Source organism: Methanohalophilus mahii DSM 5219 (assembly GCF_000025865.1).
GTDB classification, from domain to species: domain Archaea; phylum Halobacteriota; class Methanosarcinia; order Methanosarcinales; family Methanosarcinaceae; genus Methanohalophilus; species Methanohalophilus mahii.
In genome coordinates, this window is the sequence record NC_014002.1 from 682,621 (window position 1) to 700,389 (window position 17,769).

The following is a 17,769-nucleotide window of genomic DNA, read 5'->3' on the forward strand; positions in this document are numbered from 1 at the left end:
CCTGTAATTGAATTTCATTTTATCCAAATCCCTTTCCCTTCTGGATAAATTACGAAACAAGGGATTGATCTGCCTGTGTGAAGAGCAAGCTGAATATCAAACCAGTTTACAGGGTTATAACATCCTCTATTATATGCTAGAACTTGTGAAAAACATTAGATGTTGATGGTGATGAGGTCCGATATGCAGAATCTACAAACCCGAGTTTACTTATCCTATTTTAGAATAATATTTTTTATCAGAAAAATTCAAAGGTAACTATTAATGTTAAGTTTTTTTATTTAAATATACAAATAATTCCTATGAGCTTATTATAAGCCCCCTAGCCACCTTGTTAGAATAATAGTATAGAGAACAAGTAGAATAAGTCCTGCTGCAAGTTTTATATTTACATGTTTTACTGCCCATGCTGTTGACAAAAAATCGTCCGGAATGTATTTTTCAATATTATAGTTTTCAATTCCCATTTCGAAGTCCCCCCTACAAAAATGGGAATTCATTTTATATCTGCTTTTTTCACGATAGTTAAATTAATAACCAATTCAAAACAGACTTGAAATAAGTATCAAAGGGATAGAGGATCTGGAAGTGTGGTGGATTTTTTACAAGATTTAAGTCCGGTAGTACAAGCTCTACTTGCAGGACTTTTCACATGGAGTTTTACTGCACTTGGAGCTGCAAGTGTATTTCTGACCAAAGAAATTAATAGAAAGTTTCTTGATACCATGCTTGGCTTCGCAGCAGGTGTGATGATAGCCGCAAGTTATTGGTCACTACTTTCTCCTGCTATTGAAATGTCATCAATGAGACAAGTTCCTGTTTGGCTTCCAGCTGCTGTTGGATTTCTTCTAGGAGGACTTTTCTTAAAGGGAATGGATGAATTATTCCCTCATATTCAATATGGTCGCCCATCAAAAGATGCAGAAGGTATCAAAACGTCTTGGCAGCGAAGTACTTTGCTCGTTCTTGCAGTGACATTACACAATATTCCTGAAGGACTAGCTATAGGCGTTGCATTCGGAGCAGTGGCAGTTGGTCATGCATCTGCTAACCTGGCAGGTGCTTTGGCTCTTACTATAGGAATTGGAATTCAGAATTTCCCAGAAGGACTTGTGATTTCTCTACCTTTAAGGCGTGAAGGTATGACTTGTTTGAAGAGTTTCTTTTATGGGCAAGCATCTGCAATAGTAGAACCAATAGCCGCTGTTGTTGGAGCCGGGTCTGTTATTTTAGTCGAATCTATATTGCCATATGCTTTATCTTTTGCAGCGGGTGCTATGATTTTCGTTGTGATTGAAGAAATCATTCCTGAGTCACAACGAGGTGGCAATGCATCTTTAGCAACTATGGGTGCAATGATAGGTTTTGTTGTAATGATGATTCTTGATGTATCTTTTGGCTAACAAGAAGTTGTTTTGCATAATATGCAAGTAGAATACAAATATAAAATTTCAACCATCAAGTCTACTTAATTTATGTTTTAAATTTGCTATTTTTCACTCAATAAATAGATAATTCTTTTCTTTTCCAAATTGACAGTTCTGTATGTTACTATTTTTATTTTTTATAGCCTATCTGATACGAAATAAGTAAGTAAGTAAGTTGGTTATTTGTTTTCACTTATTCACACATTTTAAAAAATATAGAATAGGTTTTTAAGCTAATAGATTAAAATATTAAATATAGTTTTTAGGAGGAATTAGGAATGACTTCAAGAATGACACCACCTGAACGCATGGCAGCTGTCATGTCCGGACAAAAACCGGACCGCATACCAGTGGTACCTTTTATTCTCGGGTATGCATCAAAAATTACTGGAATATCTCTGGGTGATTTCTATGCAGATGGGGACAAATGCTTTGATGCACAGTTTGCATCAATGCGTCTTCACGGCTATGAGCAAACACCAATGTATGGATATGCATCATTGGGGCCCTGGGAATTCGGAGGTAAGATTGGTTTTCCTTATGGAAAAGGCCAGGGTGCACCGTATGTCATAGAGCATCCTGTAAATACAATTGATGATATTGAGAATATAAAAGTTCCTGACTTTAAGGAAGAACTTCCCGGTGGGTACAAGCAGGCTGATATTGTGGCTTCCAGATGTGCAGAACACGGGATGCCCATCACTGTACAGATAGGTAGTACATTCACTGCCGCATCGGTGGTAGCTGAGACATCTGAATTTTTCTCATGGATACTTACTGACCCTGATAAGGTGCACCAGTTACTTGAAAAAGTGAGTGATATGTTCATAAACGCACTCGACTACTTTGCGGATAAATACGGTCCACAATCCCTTCTTCCCTTTGACGGAGGTCCGTCTGAATCAAATACCATGATTTCACCCCAGATGTTTGGGGAGTTTGCTTATCCATACATGCAAAAGATTCATAACCACGTCAAGGAACTAGGTATACATGCTGTACTTATGCATCCCTGTGCAAATCAGAATGGCAACGTTCCCTACTATACCAAAATGAGGGAGGAAAATGATTGGGCAGGTAAATATGTATGGCTTTTTGGCCCGGAAACTCCTATCAAGAACCAGATTGATGCATTTGGTGACTATGATGTTATATGTGGTAATATCAATCCGCCATTGTTCCTGAACAGTACTTACGAGGAAGTTGTGGAACTCTGCCGGGAAAATATCGAAGAAGGTATTGATTCACCGGGTGGTTATATATTGGCTCCGGGTTGTGAATTCCCGCTGGATGCTTCTCCCATCAAGGTTATGGCAATGATGGATGCTGCACAGATGTATGGAAGTTACAGATAATTTCCTTCTTTTTTCTTATTCGTTTTTTTCTTATTTTCAATAAGGCCTTTATACTTGTCAAGGTTATTGTTTAGCAGATACTATTAGTTGTGGAGCAAAAACATGATTCCTGCTGAATTCCTCGTTGTATTTTTTGGGCTGATTTCTGCTGCTTCCTGGGGAGCTGGTGACTTTAGCGGAGGTTTTGCCTCTAAGAAGGCAAATGTCTATGCTGTGGTTTTGATTACTCAGGCTATTGGCGTATTTCTCCTAGCAGGTTCTGCATACATAATTGGGGAGAAGTTTCCGCCTCTTGACGGTATGGTTTGGGGAGTTCTTGCGGGTATTTTCATCAGTATCGCTCTTTTATCCCTTTACAAAGGTCTCTCCCTTGGCAAAATGGGATTTGTGGCACCTGTGTCAGCAGTTGTGGCTGCAGGTGTGCCGGTAATATATGCTGCCCTTTTTGAGGGTTTGCCGGAAGTCCACAAACTGCTGGGTTTTGTGGTTGCCCTGATTGCTGTATGGCTGATAGCCGCAGACAGTGAAGGGATCACTGTACAGAAAAAAGACCTGTACCTGCCTCTTGCAGCAGGTATGGGTTTTGGCCTTTTCTTTATTACAATAGATATGGTAAGTGAAACTGCGGTTCTATGGCCTCTTACTGCTGCCAGGATTGCGGCTGTAGGTGTCTTACTTGTGTTCATCGCCTTGTCCGGCCCAGTGGAGATGCCCGGTCGCAGTGTGCTGCCTGTGATTCTTGTAGCAGGAATATTTGATACCGGGGGAAATACCTTCTATGCCCTTGCATCCCAGGCCGGCAGGCTGGATATTGCTTCGGTCACCTCGTCCCTTTATCCTGCAGGCACAGTGCTGTTGGCCTGGCTTATACTGAAGGAAAAACTTGCTCAGAAACAATGGATGGGAGTGGCGGCTGCATTGGTGGCTATTGTGTTGATTTCGATTTGAGGCCCGGGTCCTGTGAAATAATTGGATAGGTTTATATCTGTATTAGTATATTTATTATTACTGTTTAATTATAAAGGATGGAGTAGTGATCGTATGGGTCTTTCGGGTATTTTTGGTAATGCAGGTGTCGTTGAACCTGATAAATTGGAATCGGATTATGGACAATTTATGTGTGACGGGGAAACAATAGAAATTGGCTTTGTTGTTATCCGGGATACGTTTATTTTCACAAATAAGCGGTTAGTTATCGTGGATATCCAGGGCATGACGGGCAAGAAAAGGAGTTATCTGTCCATTCCCTATGGTAAAATCACAAAATATAGTATTGAGACATCAGGTCATTTCGATCTGGATGCAGAACTTAATATATGGGTTGGCAATGATCCGCAGCCAATTGAAAAGTCCTTTAACAAAAAGGTGGACATATACGATTTGCAGAAAATATTGTCCACTCATGTGCTTGGTTGATTTTTACTAAAAATCAAAATATAACTGAATAGCCAATACCGTCGGTGCAGTCAAATCAGCATATCCAAGTTAAATATACCAGAAACACCGGTGATTAAATATGGAATATACAGTTGTTCTTGAAGTCGCAGAAGAGTGTGGTTACACGGCCCGCTGTCTGGAACTGCCCGCGGCTATAAGTGAAGGTGACACAAAGACAGAAGCCCTTGAGAATATCTGGGAAGCCATCGAACTGGTGCTTGATGTAATAGGGGATACCAAGGTTCTCGGGGAATTTACAAAGGTTGATGTTGCAAGTGACAGAACAGCCAACCATTTCCATTTTTATGATTCTTAAGACAATATCCTCTAATCCTAGAAAATCTCATTGAACTTCTTCTATTGGCTGATTATCATTATTTTTTGGTAAATTTATATTAAAACCTTGAATTTGGATTCATGTTTTTCCCATAGAAGGGGGTCCTTCCTTTTACCTTTAAAACCTGTAATCTGTTTGAATTACCAAAAACTACCAATTTGTACCGAATTGGTAGTAATCCGTCAGAATGCTACCATTGACTGGACCCTGCGCAAAAACGTGCAGGCTAAAATGCGGGTAAGTATAAAGAGACTGCTCAAAAAATACGGTTATCCACTATACAAACAAAAGATAGCAACCCGTAATATACTGGAACAGGCAGAGGTCGTATGTCGGGATGTTGCAGTTTCTGCCACCTAAATTGCAAATAAAACTTCATAAAAAAGAGTTCAGGCTGATTGCTGAACTCTTTCGAACTCTTCCTGTATCTCCGAGGCAGGTTCACGGTCCATTTTTGTGATCAACAGGATCACAATGCTGGAAAGGATAAATCCCGGAACGATCTCGTAAAGATCAAATATTCCTCCGGATAGCTGTTTCCACAGGATTACCATGACACCGCCTGAGATCATCCCTCCAAGGACTGCATTTCTTGTAACCTTCCTGGAGAACAGGGAGAAAATAATGGCTGGCCCAAATGCCGCACCGAACCCTGCCCAGGCATAAGCCACCAGGTCAAGGACAGAGCTTGCCGGGTCCAGGGCAAAATAATAGGCAAGAAGAGATATTCCGATTACTGTGATACGTCCCATCCATACGAGTTCTTTCTGGGTGGCATCTGACTTGAAGACCAGCCTGTATATATCCTCTGTAAATGCGGATGCCGCCACAAGTAACTGGGAATCAGCGGTACTCATTATAGCCGCAAGGATGGCTGCCAGCATAATTCCGGCAATTATCGGGTGGAACAGGCTGTTTACCATTACCATGAACACGGTTTCACTTGATGCGCCTGCCAGGAATTCCGGCACATAAGCCCTTCCCACAAGACCAACAATAACTGCGAAAGCCAGAGAGATGGTGACCCAGGTTATGGCGATTGCTCGGGATTGTTTGATTTCCTCCGGGTCATTGATGGCCATGAAACGTACTAGTATATGGGGCTGGCCAAAATATCCAAAACCCCATGCCAGCAGGGATACTACACTTATCAGGGAAATCAGGCTGCCATCAGAACCTGTGAATGGGGTCAGCAGGCTCGGGTCAATGGTTCTGATTATATCAACAGTTGATGAGATGCCACCCAGACCGTTCATTGCTGCAAAAGGTACGATTGTGATGGCCAGGACCATGAGTAAGCCCTGGAAAAAGTCGGTCCAACATACAGCCATGAATCCTCCAAGGAAAGTATAGGAAATAATTACAAGTACGCCTATTGTGAGGGCAGTAAAGTACTCAACTCCAAAAACCGTGCTGAAAAGTTTACCTCCTGCAACAAACCCTGATGAAGTATAGAACAGGAAGAATATAAGGATAAACAGGGCAGAAATAGTCCTCAAAAGTTTGCTCTTATCCCTGAAACGATTTTCAAAATATACCGGCAGAGTCAGCAGGAGGGCTGTGAGGAGTATTATTGGGATAAGTTTCCTGAAATTAAATCCATTTTTCGGTATATAGTTCCTTTGCTAATAATTCAGTGGCCCACTGAATACATATCAAAAGTGATTTATGCTTACATCTCTCAATATTATATTATGATACTGCAAATATCCTTTCCCCAGCCAATTGTGCTTGTAAGCAGGTGCCTTGAATTTGAAAAAGTACGTTATGATGGGCAAGTGATTCACTGTCAGGCAGTGCGGGACCTTGAACCGTTTGTGGATTTCATTAAAGTATGTCCGGAAGTGGACATCGGTCTCGGGGTTCCAAGGGATACATTGAGGATTGTAAAGATCAAAGGTGAATATCGGCTTGTACAACCCAAAACAGGAAATGATGTAACTGAAAAAATGGATGAATTCACAGATTCTTTCCTTGGGGAACTTGTGGAGGTGGATGGTTTCATTTTTAAGTCCAAGTCTCCAACAATTGGTATTCGTGATATCAAGGTTTATGGTGGATTAAGTAATGCCGGTGTAATTGAAAGGGGCAGTGGCTTCTTTGCAGACAAGATTCTGAAACGCTATAGTGGTTATCCCCTTGAAGAGGATGACAGGTTGCGTAATGTACGTATCAGGCATGATTTTCTTACTCGTCTTTTTGCTTTTGCGGACTTCAGGGGAGCCTTGGATTCTGGTAACATGGAGCAATTGGTAGAATACAATCGCCGTTATCACCATCTTTTCATGCTTTACAGCCAACCGCTATCAAACAAAATGACTTCTCTTCTTGAGGGGGCTGAAGAGGCTGCTTTCAATGAGGTTTCAGAGGAATATTTTTCACTGCTTAAGGACATTTTTTCCAATCATCCATTTTCGGAATCCTATGTCAATGCCGCACAGAACATCTATGAGGGTTTCAAGGAACAGGCAACTGCTGAAGACGACTTTCTCTTTAACGATGTAATTGATCTCTATTCCCGCAACCTTGTGGGGGTGGAGACAGTTCTTGAAATGCTGAAATTCTTTGTCGGCAAATTTGCTTCAGATACATCCGTTTTTTCTAGGTTTTTCGAACCCTATCCTGCGGATCTGAAAATGGAAGTGGACCCTGGAAGGGATAAGGATTATTGGGAACATTTTCATTTTTAATATTATTTAAGGGATTTAAGGAAATCATCTGCATGTGTCATTATTTGCTTAAGTTCCTTTTTATTTATCCTGTCCAGGTTTTTTAAAATGAGTTTCATACGGCCTATGTCCCTAAGTTTTTCATTATTCTTGTGAAGAAATGCCCAATAAAGGTAATTAAAGGGACAGGCATCTTCACCGGTTCGATGGTTGTGGTTATAGGTGCAGTTCTGACAGTAATCACTCATTTTGTTGATATAGTTTGCAGAAGAGATATAGGGTTTTGTAGCAAGGATCCCTCCGTCTGCAAATTGTCCCATTCCTATAACATTGGGTTGCATAACCCAGTCATATGCATCTATGAAAGCTGCATGAAACCAGTTCTTTACCTTTGCAGGATTTACTTCTGCAAGCAATGCAAAGTTGCTCAGTATCATAAGTCTCTGTATATGGTGTGCATACCCTGTGTTAAGTACCTCTTCAATGACGCTGGCCATACAGTTCATTGATGTTCTTTCGGGGTACCAGTAAATGTCGGGTAATTCCCTTTCATGATCAAACCAGTTACTTTTTAGGTATTTATCCCCTGTGTATTTGTAAATGCAATGCATGTATTCGCGCCATCCAAGTATTTGCCGGATGAATCCTTCGATGCTGTTTAGGGGGAGATTTTTTTGGTAATAAGCCAGCTCGGCCTTTTTGATTACATTTAGGGGATGTAGAAGCCCGAGGTTCAGGTAGGGGGATAAAATCGAATGCCAGAGCACATTGTCACCCGTAAGCATTATGTCCTGATAGGGTCCAAAATTTGAGAGTTTTTCTTCTATAAAGAAGTCGAGTGCTTTTTGCGCATCTTCATGTGTTACAGCTAAATTGAAATCTTTTCCTTTTCCGTATGTAGGATATTCGCTTCTTTCAACTTCTGCTATAATCTCTTTAGTGATCTTATCAGGTGAAAATTTTATATGTTGGGGTGGTTTTTTCTGAAATCCATTTTTAGGTGGAAGTTTGCGATTTTCTCGATCTAGATTCCATTTTCCTCCAGAGGGTTTGCCATCTTTTTCAAGCAGGATTTCACTATTTTTGCGACCTGTTCTGTAAAAATCTTCCATGATGAGGTTTTTGCGTGAGCTGGCCCATGTGTTAAATTCCGGAATACTCCATATGAATTGTTTATTATCCACGAATACGATTTTGCAATCTATATTGAGTTTCCCAAGATATTCTTTGAGGGTTATATTCGCAGGCTCTGCAATATTAAGTTCATCTATTCCCTTCTTTTTTATCCATCTGGATAAGGATTTTTCCAGTTCTGCTGTCTTTATGTAGGTTATATCTGCTCCCCTATTCCGGAGTTTTTCGGCATAGTGGCGCATTGCAGACTATACAAGAATCAGCTTTTGTTTGTGGTATGGGCGTGCAAGAGCAAAGCCGGTATATTCTATCATTATGATAGGGGCATTTGATAGGTTTCTTATCATCGGATTTTGACTAAAAAGCTGGTCTCCTATGATCCATATGCCTTTCATGTCTACAACTTCTCTTTTAGGTTAGATGAATTTCACCGCAGTTCCGTATGCAAGGATATCGGCAGCATCGGCCATTGTCTGGGATGTTGTGAACCGCATGTTAACTATTGCATCGGCATCTAGTTTTTCTGCTTCTTCAACCATGCGTTGCATTGCTTCATCCCTGGATGTTTTGAGCATCTTTGAATAACCTTTAAGTTCCCCTCCGGCTACATTCTTCAGAGCTGCCCCTATATCGCTACCGATATGTCTCGATTGTACCGTATTTCCCATCACGATACCAAGGATTTTTTTGTTGTTTTTCATCAACGATTTCAGTAGTGGTTATTATCAAGATCGCACCTCCATGACAATATTCTTATCACCGGATTTTCTATTTAAAAATAAAAAAGGTATTATGTCCTTACTCTTTTTCAAGATGGACATCCAGTTGTGGAAATGGAATTTCGATTCCAAGTTCTCTGTAGGCTTTGAATATATTTTCTGTGAGTTCTTTCTTTACATCCCAGAAATCCCCTGTTTTTGTCCAGGCACGAAGCTGCAGGTTTACAGAGGAATCTGCAAGTTCGGTTGTCATTACGGCGGGGGCAGGGTCTGACAGTACTTTGGTGTGAGATTTCATCGTCTCAATGGCAATTTCAATGGCCCTGTCTATATTGGAACTGTAACTTATTCCTACATCAACACTTACCCTTCTGGTGGGCAGGCGTGTTGCATTGATAATCGGGTTTCCCCAAACAAGCTTATTAGGAATGGTGATGAATTTGTTATCGGGTGCAAGAAGTTCGGTGGCCATAATCCCAACGCCCGAAACAGTCCCTGATATACCGTTTATTTCTACGTATTCATTTTTATCTATGGGCCGCAGTGCAGCAATCCATATTCCTGCACCCAGATTTGTAAGCGTATCCTGCATCCCGAATCCAAGGATCAATCCAATCACGGCTGATAATCCCAGGACTACAGGTCCGACATCAAAATTCAATGTGGATAGTGTGGCAAGGATTACAATAACATAGAGTAGAATGCTGAAAAATCTTGCCAGGAAATCGATCACAAGGGAAGGTAATTTTGTTCTGGAGATACTGTCTTTAAACATACCTGTCAGGATGCGGGCAATGATATAGCCTGCAACCAGTACTACCAGAGCCGCCCCGATGTCCCATACTGTAAGGTTGTTGAATTGAAACATTTCTGCCATTCTATCCTCCTTGAATCAAGTTTTAACTCTACAAAGAAAATGGGGGCATTATGTATATAAAACAGATGTTTGGATTGGCGCTTGAAGGCATATTTTGTATTATATTCCAATGATTCTTTTTTTGCAGTATCCGAGACTGTACCACTGGCATCCAGAACAAATATTATCGAACTTTTCTTCATCGATGTATTTCAGTTTTTTAAGAAGCTCACTGTACCGATAATGTTCTCCAAAATCAATTTCAAGAGCATCGGCTACTTTTCTGTCGAGCATTTTGACTTCTGTTTCGACTTCACAACCAATAAGACTTATCTTATCATTTGTGCTTTGTGAATCAATGATTTCCAGTCTGGGGCAGGCGGTGCAAATGCAATCCGGAGCATTTGTGACCTCTATCAGGGGATCGCAGCGGTTTAGTTTTTCAATAATGTTTTCCATATTCTCTATAAATTGTTCAGAATAACCCTTCCCGACAAAGCCCTGGATGCAAAATATATGGTGTGCCCGAATTTGCATTTTTATCCACATCTAAAAAAATTAATGGAAAATGAGTACTATTAGGGTACAAGAATGTCTCCTATGGAATGTATGATTCCATTGCTGCATTCGATATCAGGTTTAAGGAGTGGCGTATTTTCCACAAATATTTTCCCGTCGTTTTCCCGCAACCTCAGTTTGTTGCCACCTAGCGTAGTTAATGTTGCCTGTTTGCGGAGGTCTTCACTGCTGTATTTTCCTTCTACTATATGGTAATTAATAATATCTCTAAGATAATCAAGATCTTTGAAGGTATCGTCTATTACTGATTCGGGAATGGGTTCAAAAGCACTTTCCACTGGGGCAAAAATGGTGTAAGGCCCTTCTGTGGAATACTTTTCCATAAGGTCAAGTGCTTTGGCTGCTTTTAGGAGGGTGGGAAATTCTCCCATGTCTTTTGCGGTTTGGATAAGGTCCTTTGATTCCATTCTTGTCTCCTGTGGCTAATTTTGTCTGATTAATAGGAATCCAGATGAGCTTGCATCAATTCTTTGTGTTTTTTCTCAAGGAAACTGTACACAGGGCCATGATTTGCTCCTTCTATGAGCATTTCAACTGCAGTTCTCATAATTTGGATTTGCTCCGGGTATCCTATGAAACTGACTGTTTTTCCATAGATTGAGATTTTCACTCCGATGAGATTTTCAGCAATTTCGCGAGTTTTACCTCCTTTGCCTATAATCCTGCCCTTTAGGCGAGTCATTTCCTTATTTGTAGATGCATATTTTGAAAGATCAATAACCTCTAGCATCAGCAGATCATCGTCCAGCATTGGTATTGTTTTTTCAGGATTGAATCCTCTTCCAATGGCTTTGATTGTTTCGATGGCTCTGAGAGTTCCTACGGGATCATCTCCCTGTATGACTTCCACGCTCCCGTTTTCACTGTCGATGTTGAGTTGTGAAGATGATTTTTCTTCTATGAATTTTTTAGTCTGGCCCTTTGGACCGATGATTGCACCAATTCTATCTTTTGGTATTTTTAAATGCGTCATGATTTTCAACCTCTGTTTACTTGTTTCTTTGTTTTTCGGTAATTATCCTTAAAAGTTCTTCTTCGTCGGGTTGTATGCCGTATTTCTTGAAGTGGCGGACAAGGTTTTTGATATCTCGTTTTAGAAATTCATTTGCCGATGGATGCTCAAGTGTTACAGATTGCCCCATGTCTATGAGATATGGTTCAAGGGTAGATGGATCAAGCAAAATATTGTATTCGCTAAGGTCTCCATGTACTAGTTTTGCTTCATTATAAAGTATTTTTATGTAATGTATAATGGTCTCAAAAATTGTTTGTGCAGATTGTTCACTAATTTTTACTTCCTTTAGAAGAGGGTAGGGTTTGTCTCCTTCTCCGATAAATTCCATGGCAAGTATGTTTTTGTGGGTATGTATTGGTCTGGGGGCGGCTATGCCACATTCTCTGGCACGCATAAGATTGCGGTACTCTTTTTTTGTCCATGCATATATGATGTCTTTTTTCTTGTGGCGTATATTGCTAAAACGTGGGTCTCCACGTATGTATTCATCCATGGAATTAAAAGTGCTTGAAGATATGCGGTATATTTTGAGTGCAACATTTTTGTCTTTACCTTCTGCAAGGAACACATTTGCCTCCTTACCGGTGCTGATGGATCCACCGAGACTTTCTATCACACCTTTCCTTGCCAGGTCATAAAGAGCTTTGAGGGTGGCTTCATCAAATACATTTTCCTTTACTTTCAGGTCCTCACTGTCTTTGCGTCTGATGCGCAATTTATCGACATCTGTGTCAAGTTTCCTTATATCTTTTGATTTTTTTACCATGCTGGCCACATCTTCTCAATACATAGTTCCCTGTATTTACTCTTGTGATATTTTATTTTTGTACATTTTCGTATTGTGTTTTGAAATATGCCAGTTTGATATGTTCTTCATTCTATTTATGCGTTCCATTAATGAATGATTTGTTTTTTTGCCGTTCTCCACAATTCATTTCAATATTTGTTTGTACGATACCTATTAATACGAGTGAACATATGTAGGAGTCTCGCTCAATGAATGGGTGTAGATGTAGCATTCACTGTTTGCATCTGCTTGATACCTGTTTGTTCGGTAGAAATTGATAATGCAAATGCTTATATGCGTTCAGTGCGTATATATGTGTCCTGTGAATGGCACAGGATTGGTGACCTGTTTCATGCGTAAACCCATGCTGGTTTGTCGTGTGACATGTTCCGGCTCTGCCGGATAACAAGGTTTATATATCAAAAGCAATATTCATGAGTTCCCGCGCATAACGCGCTTGGAAACATAATCACCTTCACATTAATCAAATGGAGACAGGAGATAACAATTCTGTCTGACACACGCAATGGCAGTTCGGTGAATTCTGATCGTTAGTTATTAAGAATTCACTGTGCAGGGCCTTTAATCAGCATCCATGTTGTTTAACAGGTACCCTGCCAACAATTTCCTTTAACCTTCAAAGGTGTGCTAGAAATTTAACATAATTCTGGTTGATCCTGCCAGAGGTTACTGCTATCGGTGTTCGACTAAGCCATGCTAGTTAAATGTTCTTCGTGAACATAGCGGACTGCTCAGTAACACGTGGACAATCTGCCCTTGGGTTCAGCATAACCCCGGGAAACTGGGGATAATTCTGAATAGATCACACATGCTGGAATGCTTTGTGATTTAAAGATCCGTCGCCCAAGGATGGGTCTGCGGCCTATCAGGTTGTAGTGGGTCTAGAGTACCTACTAGCCAACGACGGGTACGGGTTGTGAGAGCAAGAGCCCGGAGATGGATTCTGAGACATTAATCCAGGCCCTACGGGGCGCAGCAGGCGCGAAACCTTTACACTGCGGGAAACCGCGATAAGGGGACACCGAGTGCCAGCATACAATGCTGGCTGTCCACATGTGTAAATAGCATGTGATAGCAAGGGCCGGGCAAGACCGGTGCCAGCCGCCGCGGTAACACCGGCGGCCCGAGTGGTAATCACTATTATTGGGTCTAAAGGGTCCGTAGCCGGTTTAATCAGTCTTCCGGGAAATCTGACAGCTCAACTGTTAGGCTTCCGGGGGATACTGTTAGACTTGGGACCGGGAGAGGTAAGAGGTACTACAGGGGTAGGAGTGAAATCTTGTAATCCCTGTGGGACCACCAGTGGCGAAGGCGTCTTACCAGAACGGGTCCGACGGTGAGGGACGAAAGCTGGGGGCACGAACCGGATTAGATACCCGGGTAGTCCCAGCCGTAAACGATGCTCGCTAGGTGTCTGGAATGGTGCGACCGTTTCAGGTGCCGCAGGGAAGCCGTGAAGCGAGCCACCTGGGAAGTACGGCCGCAAGGCTGAAACTTAAAGGAATTGGCGGGGGAGCACTACAACGGGTGGAGCCTGCGGTTTAATTGGACTCAACGCCGGACAACTCACCGGGGGCGACAGCAATATGTAGGTCAAGCTAAAGACTTTACCTGAATCGCTGAGAGGAGGTGCATGGCCGTCGTCAGTTCGTACTGTGAAGCATCCTGTTAAGTCAGGCAACGAGCGAGACCCGTGCCCACTGTTGCCAGCATATCCTTCGGGATGATGGGTACTCTGTGGGGACCGCCGATGCTAAATCGGAGGAAGGTGCGGGCTACGGTAGGTCAGTATGCCCCGAATCTCCCGGGCTACACGCGGGCTACAATGGTTGGGACAATGGGCTCCTACACTGAAAAGTGACGGTAATCTCATAAACCCAGCCGTAGTTCGAATTGAGGGCTGAAACCCGCCCTCATGAAGCTGGAATCCGTAGTAATCGCGTTTCAATATAGCGCGGTGAATACGTCCCTGCTCCTTGCACACACCGCCCGTCAAACCACCCGAGTGAGGTATGGGTGAGGGCGCGGACTTAGTGCTGCGTTCGAACCTAAATTTCGCAAGGGGGGTTAAGTCGTAACAAGGTAGCCGTAGGGGAATCTGCGGCTGGATCACCTCCTAAGCAAAAAAAACTTTCGATCAGAAACCGAAAAACTGTCATTGCAATCATATTATATCATATAATCCAACAACGTTGGGAAACCAAGGGCTTGTAGATCAGTTGGAAGATCGCTGCCTTTGCAAGGCAGAGGCCCTGGGTTCGAATCCCAGCAAGTCCATATTTAATGCACCAGGCAAGTAATTTTGCCCGGGAAGGATGGATGTGCTCTTTCTGACCAAGGAGAGCACGATGAGATCGTGTATAAGTTGCATACCTGACGCTTACTGGAGTAAGCAAACGGATAATGGCATTTATGCCAGCAGGTGAATGGCTCGGCTCAAGGACCGATGAAGGACGTGTCAAGCTGCGATATGCCTCGGCTAGGCGCATGAAGCCTATGAACCGAGGATCTCCTAATGAGACCTCTTGACCTTAAATGGTCGATCAGTAATGATCGGGAACGTTCCGAATTGAAACATCTTAGTAGGAACCGGAAAAGAAATCGAAGAGATGCCGCTAGTAACGGCGAGTGAACACGGCACAGTTCAAACCGAATCCCTCTGGAAACAGAAGGGAAATGTGGTGTGGTAGGACTTTTCCAAGGATCCTTTCTCACTGACCCCGAATTTGACTGGAACGTCAAACCATAGAGTGTGATAGTCACGTAGGACTAAGTGAACGGATCTGGAATTGTTCCAGAGTACCGTGCGTTGGATATCGCGCGGGAACCCGGGAGGCATCAACTTCCAAAACTAAATATCTCTTGAGACCGATAGTGAACTAGTAGGGTGACCGAAAACTGAAAAGTACCCCAAAAAGGGAGGTTCAAAGTGCCTGAAACCTGTTGGTTATGGAACGATATGGCATGAAAGGATCTGCGAAATGAAGGAAACAGTCGCGAGGCTGGTGTACGAGTTTCGTTGCCGATGTCATATCTTACGTTTTGAAGAACGGGCCAGGGAGTGTATTTCAATGGCGAAGGCTAACCGAGAGGGGAGCCGAAGCGAAAGCAACAAGCATGCAGCCTTCGGGCAAGATGCGGCGTATACAAGTGCGTGGAGTCATTGGAATACGACCCGAAGCCGGGTGATCTAGGCGTGGGCAGGTTGAAGCGTGGCGAAAGCTACGTGGAGGACCGCAAGCGGTACTGACCTGCAAATCGTTCGTGTGACCTGCGTCTTGGAGTGAAAGGCTAATCAAACCCGGCATCAGCTGGTTCCTTCCAAAACATGTCGTAGCATGACCTAACCGGAGATAGTCGGTGGTGTAGAGCACTGATTGGGGATCCCGGGGGAGAAATCCCTCGCTCCCCTGTCAAACTCCAAAACTACCGTCGTCTAAGAAAGTTGGAGTCCGGGCTACTGGGGTAAGCTTGTAGTCCGTAAGGGAGAGAACCCAGCCCGTGGTTAAGGTCCCTAAGTGTCGACTAAGTGTTAAAGATAAAGGGTGTCCCAGGCCCTAAACAGCTGGAAGGTTAGCTTAGAAGCAGCTACCCTTTAAAGAGTGCGTAACAGCCCACCAGTCGAGGTCTGGGGCCCCGAAAATGGACGGGGCTCAAGTCGACCACCGATACCACGGAGTACCGAAAGGTAATCTTGTAGGAAGGCGTTGCGTTCGGGCAGAAGCAGGGTTGTGAAGTCCTGTGGACCGTACGGAAACGAAAATCCTGGTAATAGTAGCAGCATAGTCAGGTGAGAATCCTGACCGCCGAAGGGGCCAGGTTTCCTCGGCAATGATCGTCAGCCGAGGGTTAGTCGGTCCTAAGACGTACCGTAATTCGAGTACGCCAAAAGGGAAACAGGTTAATATTCCTGTACCGTTTAGCATTAAAACCAACGTCTCAGGGCAGGTTGAGCAGCGTTGTCGCGCTGTCTAAGCATCGAAACCCGTGGAGAGCCGTAATGGCGAGAAGCGGGCGAATATGTTATTGCGAAAGTCAACTGCACCCCGGGACCCGTGAAAAGGAAGCTAAACGACCGTACCAAGATCTGACACTGGTGCCCCTAGCTGAAAAGGCTAAGGCGTGTCGGAATTAATCTGGCTAAGGGAATTCGGCAAATTGGCTCCGTAACTTCGGGAGAAGGAGTGCCTGCCATGAAGATGGCAGGTCGCAGTGACCAGGGAGCTCTAACTGTCTAATACCAACATAGGAGATCGCAAACCCGAAAGGGCTAGTACGATCTCTGAATCCTGCCCAGTGCGGGTACCTGAAACTTCGGTCCAACGGAAAGAAGGGCCCGTAAACGGCGGGGGTAACTATGACCCTCTTAAGGTAGCGTAGTACCTTGTCGCTTAATTGGCGACTCGCATGAATGGATCAATGAGAGCTCTACTGTCCCTAGCCAGAATCCGGTGAAGCTTACATTCTAGTGCAAAGTCTAGAGACCTCTAGGGGGAAGTGAAGACCCCGTGGAGCTTTACTGCAGCCTGTCGTTGGGTTGTGATTTCGGATGTACAGTGTAGGTAGGAGGCATCGAAGCCCGTGCGCCAGCATGGGTGGAGCCAACAATGGGACACTACCCTTCTGAAGTCGCGACCCTAACTCCGAAAAGGAGGACCCCGATAGGTGGGCAGTTTGCCTGGGGCGGGACGCCCTTGAAAAGATATCAAGGGCGCGCAATGGTTGACTCAAGTGGGTCGGAAACCTGCTGAAGAGTGCAAGAGCATAAGTCAGCCTGACGCGATTTAGCATAGCAATGGATCGCGAGACGAAAGTCGGTTCTAGCGAACCTTTATGTCCTGCTTGATGCGGGCTAAAGCTGACAGAAAAGTTACCCCGGGGATAATTGTGTCGTTGCCGGCAAGAGCACATATCGACCCGGCAGCTTGCTACCTCGATGTCGGTTCTTTCCATCCTGGCCGTGCAGCAGCGGCCAAGGGTGAGGTTGTTCGCCTATTAAAGGAGATCGTGAGCTGGGTTTAGACCGTCGTGAGACAGGTCGGTTACTATCTACTAGAGGTGTATGTGGTCTGAAGGTAAGTTGCTCTTAGTACGAGAGGAACAGGGCAACGGCGTCTCTGGTCGATCGGTTGTCTGACAAGGCAGTGCCGAGCAGCTACGCGCCAAAGAATAAGAGCTGAAAGCATCTAAGCTCGAAATCCAACCTGAAAAGAGACCACTGTAAGGATACCGGTAAAAGACCGGTTTAATAGGATCGGGATGTAAGCACTAAGGAAACGAGGTGTTAAGTCCGCGGTTACTAATAATCCGTGCCGCTTCCAATTGCTTATTCCAGGCGAAATCAGGTATGTAATCATAACAAAATACACGGTCCGATGAAACGCAAAGTTTATGACGGTTGCGTCATAGAATCACGCTTCGCACATGACCCAT

Annotated in this window: 16 protein-coding genes, 1 tRNA gene, 2 rRNA genes and 1 pseudogene; 11 read left to right on the plus strand and 9 right to left on the minus strand. The window is 43.6% G+C overall.

Features of this window, described 5'->3' with window-relative positions; all coding sequences use genetic code 11:
- Positions 1-311 precede the first annotated feature (311 nt).
- Positions 312-467, minus strand: a complete 156-nt coding sequence (locus MMAH_RS03300; RefSeq protein WP_013037123.1) for a hypothetical protein — start codon at positions 465-467, stop codon at positions 312-314.
- 126 nt (positions 468-593) lie between these two features.
- Here MMAH_RS03300 and MMAH_RS03305 point away from each other — a divergent pair, with 126 nt between their 5' ends.
- The 6 genes from MMAH_RS03305 (at position 594) to MMAH_RS03330 (ending at position 4,916) form a co-directional block, all read left to right on the plus strand.
- Entirely contained in the window at positions 594-1,403 is an 810-nt protein-coding gene (locus tag MMAH_RS03305; RefSeq protein ID WP_048902247.1) for a ZIP family metal transporter, read from the plus strand.
- 302 nt (positions 1,404-1,705) lie between these two features.
- Positions 1,706-2,782, plus strand: a complete 1,077-nt coding sequence (locus tag MMAH_RS03310) for a uroporphyrinogen decarboxylase family protein (RefSeq protein WP_013037125.1) — start codon at positions 1,706-1,708, stop codon at positions 2,780-2,782.
- Positions 2,783-2,884: 102 nt separating this feature from the next.
- Entirely contained in the window at positions 2,885-3,730 is an 846-nt protein-coding gene (locus tag MMAH_RS03315; protein ID WP_013037126.1) for a DMT family transporter, read from the plus strand.
- Between the two features lie 93 nt (positions 3,731-3,823).
- Positions 3,824-4,198 carry a PH domain-containing protein gene (locus MMAH_RS03320; RefSeq protein WP_013037127.1) on the plus strand — a complete coding sequence of 125 codons (375 nt, stop codon included), beginning with the start codon at positions 3,824-3,826 and terminating at the stop codon, positions 4,196-4,198.
- Positions 4,199-4,298: 100 nt separating this feature from the next.
- Positions 4,299-4,535 (plus strand): type II toxin-antitoxin system HicB family antitoxin, encoded by a 237-nt coding sequence (locus MMAH_RS03325; protein ID WP_013037128.1) that lies wholly within the window; start codon positions 4,299-4,301, stop codon positions 4,533-4,535.
- Positions 4,536-4,724: 189 nt separating this feature from the next.
- The gene (locus MMAH_RS03330; protein ID WP_245526247.1) at positions 4,725-4,916 is read left to right on the plus strand and encodes a type I restriction enzyme endonuclease domain-containing protein; all 192 of its coding nucleotides are present in this window, start codon (positions 4,725-4,727) and stop codon (positions 4,914-4,916) included.
- A 29-nt stretch (positions 4,917-4,945) separates the two neighbouring features.
- Here MMAH_RS03330 and MMAH_RS03335 read toward each other — a convergent pair whose 3' ends face one another.
- A complete protein-coding gene (locus MMAH_RS03335; RefSeq protein ID WP_083774828.1) occupies positions 4,946-6,169 on the minus strand; it encodes a sodium:solute symporter family transporter in 1,224 nt (407 codons plus the stop codon).
- A gap of 81 nt (positions 6,170-6,250) precedes the next feature.
- Here MMAH_RS03335 and MMAH_RS03340 point away from each other — a divergent pair, with 81 nt between their 5' ends.
- Positions 6,251-7,246 carry a YbgA family protein gene (locus tag MMAH_RS03340; RefSeq protein WP_013037131.1) on the plus strand — a complete coding sequence of 332 codons (996 nt, stop codon included), beginning with the start codon at positions 6,251-6,253 and terminating at the stop codon, positions 7,244-7,246.
- 2 nt (positions 7,247-7,248) lie between these two features.
- Here the strand turns inward: MMAH_RS03340 and MMAH_RS03345 are convergent.
- The 7 genes and pseudogenes from MMAH_RS03345 to MMAH_RS03375 all read right to left on the minus strand — a co-directional run bounded on the left by MMAH_RS03345 (position 7,249) and on the right by MMAH_RS03375 (position 12,294).
- Positions 7,249-8,754, minus strand: a pseudogene (locus MMAH_RS03345) (cryptochrome/photolyase family protein).
- Positions 8,755-8,775: 21 nt separating this feature from the next.
- On the minus strand, positions 8,776-9,060 hold the full coding sequence (locus MMAH_RS03350; protein ID WP_013037133.1) for a YbjQ family protein: 285 nt from the start codon (positions 9,058-9,060) through the stop codon (positions 8,776-8,778).
- A gap of 97 nt (positions 9,061-9,157) precedes the next feature.
- Positions 9,158-9,955, minus strand: a complete 798-nt coding sequence (locus MMAH_RS03355) for a mechanosensitive ion channel family protein (protein WP_013037134.1) — start codon at positions 9,953-9,955, stop codon at positions 9,158-9,160.
- Positions 9,956-10,054: 99 nt separating this feature from the next.
- The gene (locus MMAH_RS03360; protein ID WP_013037135.1) at positions 10,055-10,471 is read right to left on the minus strand and encodes a DUF1284 domain-containing protein; all 417 of its coding nucleotides are present in this window, start codon (positions 10,469-10,471) and stop codon (positions 10,055-10,057) included.
- Positions 10,472-10,512: 41 nt separating this feature from the next.
- Complete coding sequence (locus tag MMAH_RS03365; RefSeq protein ID WP_013037136.1) at positions 10,513-10,920, minus strand: fasciclin domain-containing protein; 408 nt, start codon at positions 10,918-10,920, stop codon at positions 10,513-10,515.
- A 29-nt stretch (positions 10,921-10,949) separates the two neighbouring features.
- Positions 10,950-11,486 (minus strand): KH domain-containing protein, encoded by a 537-nt coding sequence (locus MMAH_RS03370; protein ID WP_013037137.1) that lies wholly within the window; start codon positions 11,484-11,486, stop codon positions 10,950-10,952.
- Between the two features lie 16 nt (positions 11,487-11,502).
- Positions 11,503-12,294, minus strand: a complete 792-nt coding sequence (locus MMAH_RS03375) for a serine protein kinase RIO (RefSeq protein WP_013037138.1) — start codon at positions 12,292-12,294, stop codon at positions 11,503-11,505.
- 234 nt (positions 12,295-12,528) lie between these two features.
- Between MMAH_RS03375 and MMAH_RS10590 the strand changes: the two genes are divergently transcribed.
- The 4 genes from MMAH_RS10590 to MMAH_RS03390 all read left to right on the plus strand — a co-directional run bounded on the left by MMAH_RS10590 (position 12,529) and on the right by MMAH_RS03390 (position 17,657).
- Positions 12,529-12,675: a hypothetical protein gene (locus MMAH_RS10590; protein ID WP_013037139.1), complete on the plus strand. Its 147-nt coding sequence runs from the start codon at positions 12,529-12,531 to the stop codon at positions 12,673-12,675.
- Positions 12,676-12,979: 304 nt separating this feature from the next.
- Positions 12,980-14,454 (plus strand): 16S ribosomal RNA (locus MMAH_RS03380).
- 86 nt (positions 14,455-14,540) lie between these two features.
- Positions 14,541-14,613 (plus strand) — tRNA-Ala (locus MMAH_RS03385).
- Positions 14,614-14,734: 121 nt separating this feature from the next.
- Positions 14,735-17,657, plus strand: a 23S ribosomal RNA gene (locus MMAH_RS03390).
- The 16S and 23S rRNA genes sit together here with 1 tRNA gene alongside, the layout of an rRNA operon.
- Positions 17,658-17,769 lie beyond the last annotated feature (112 nt).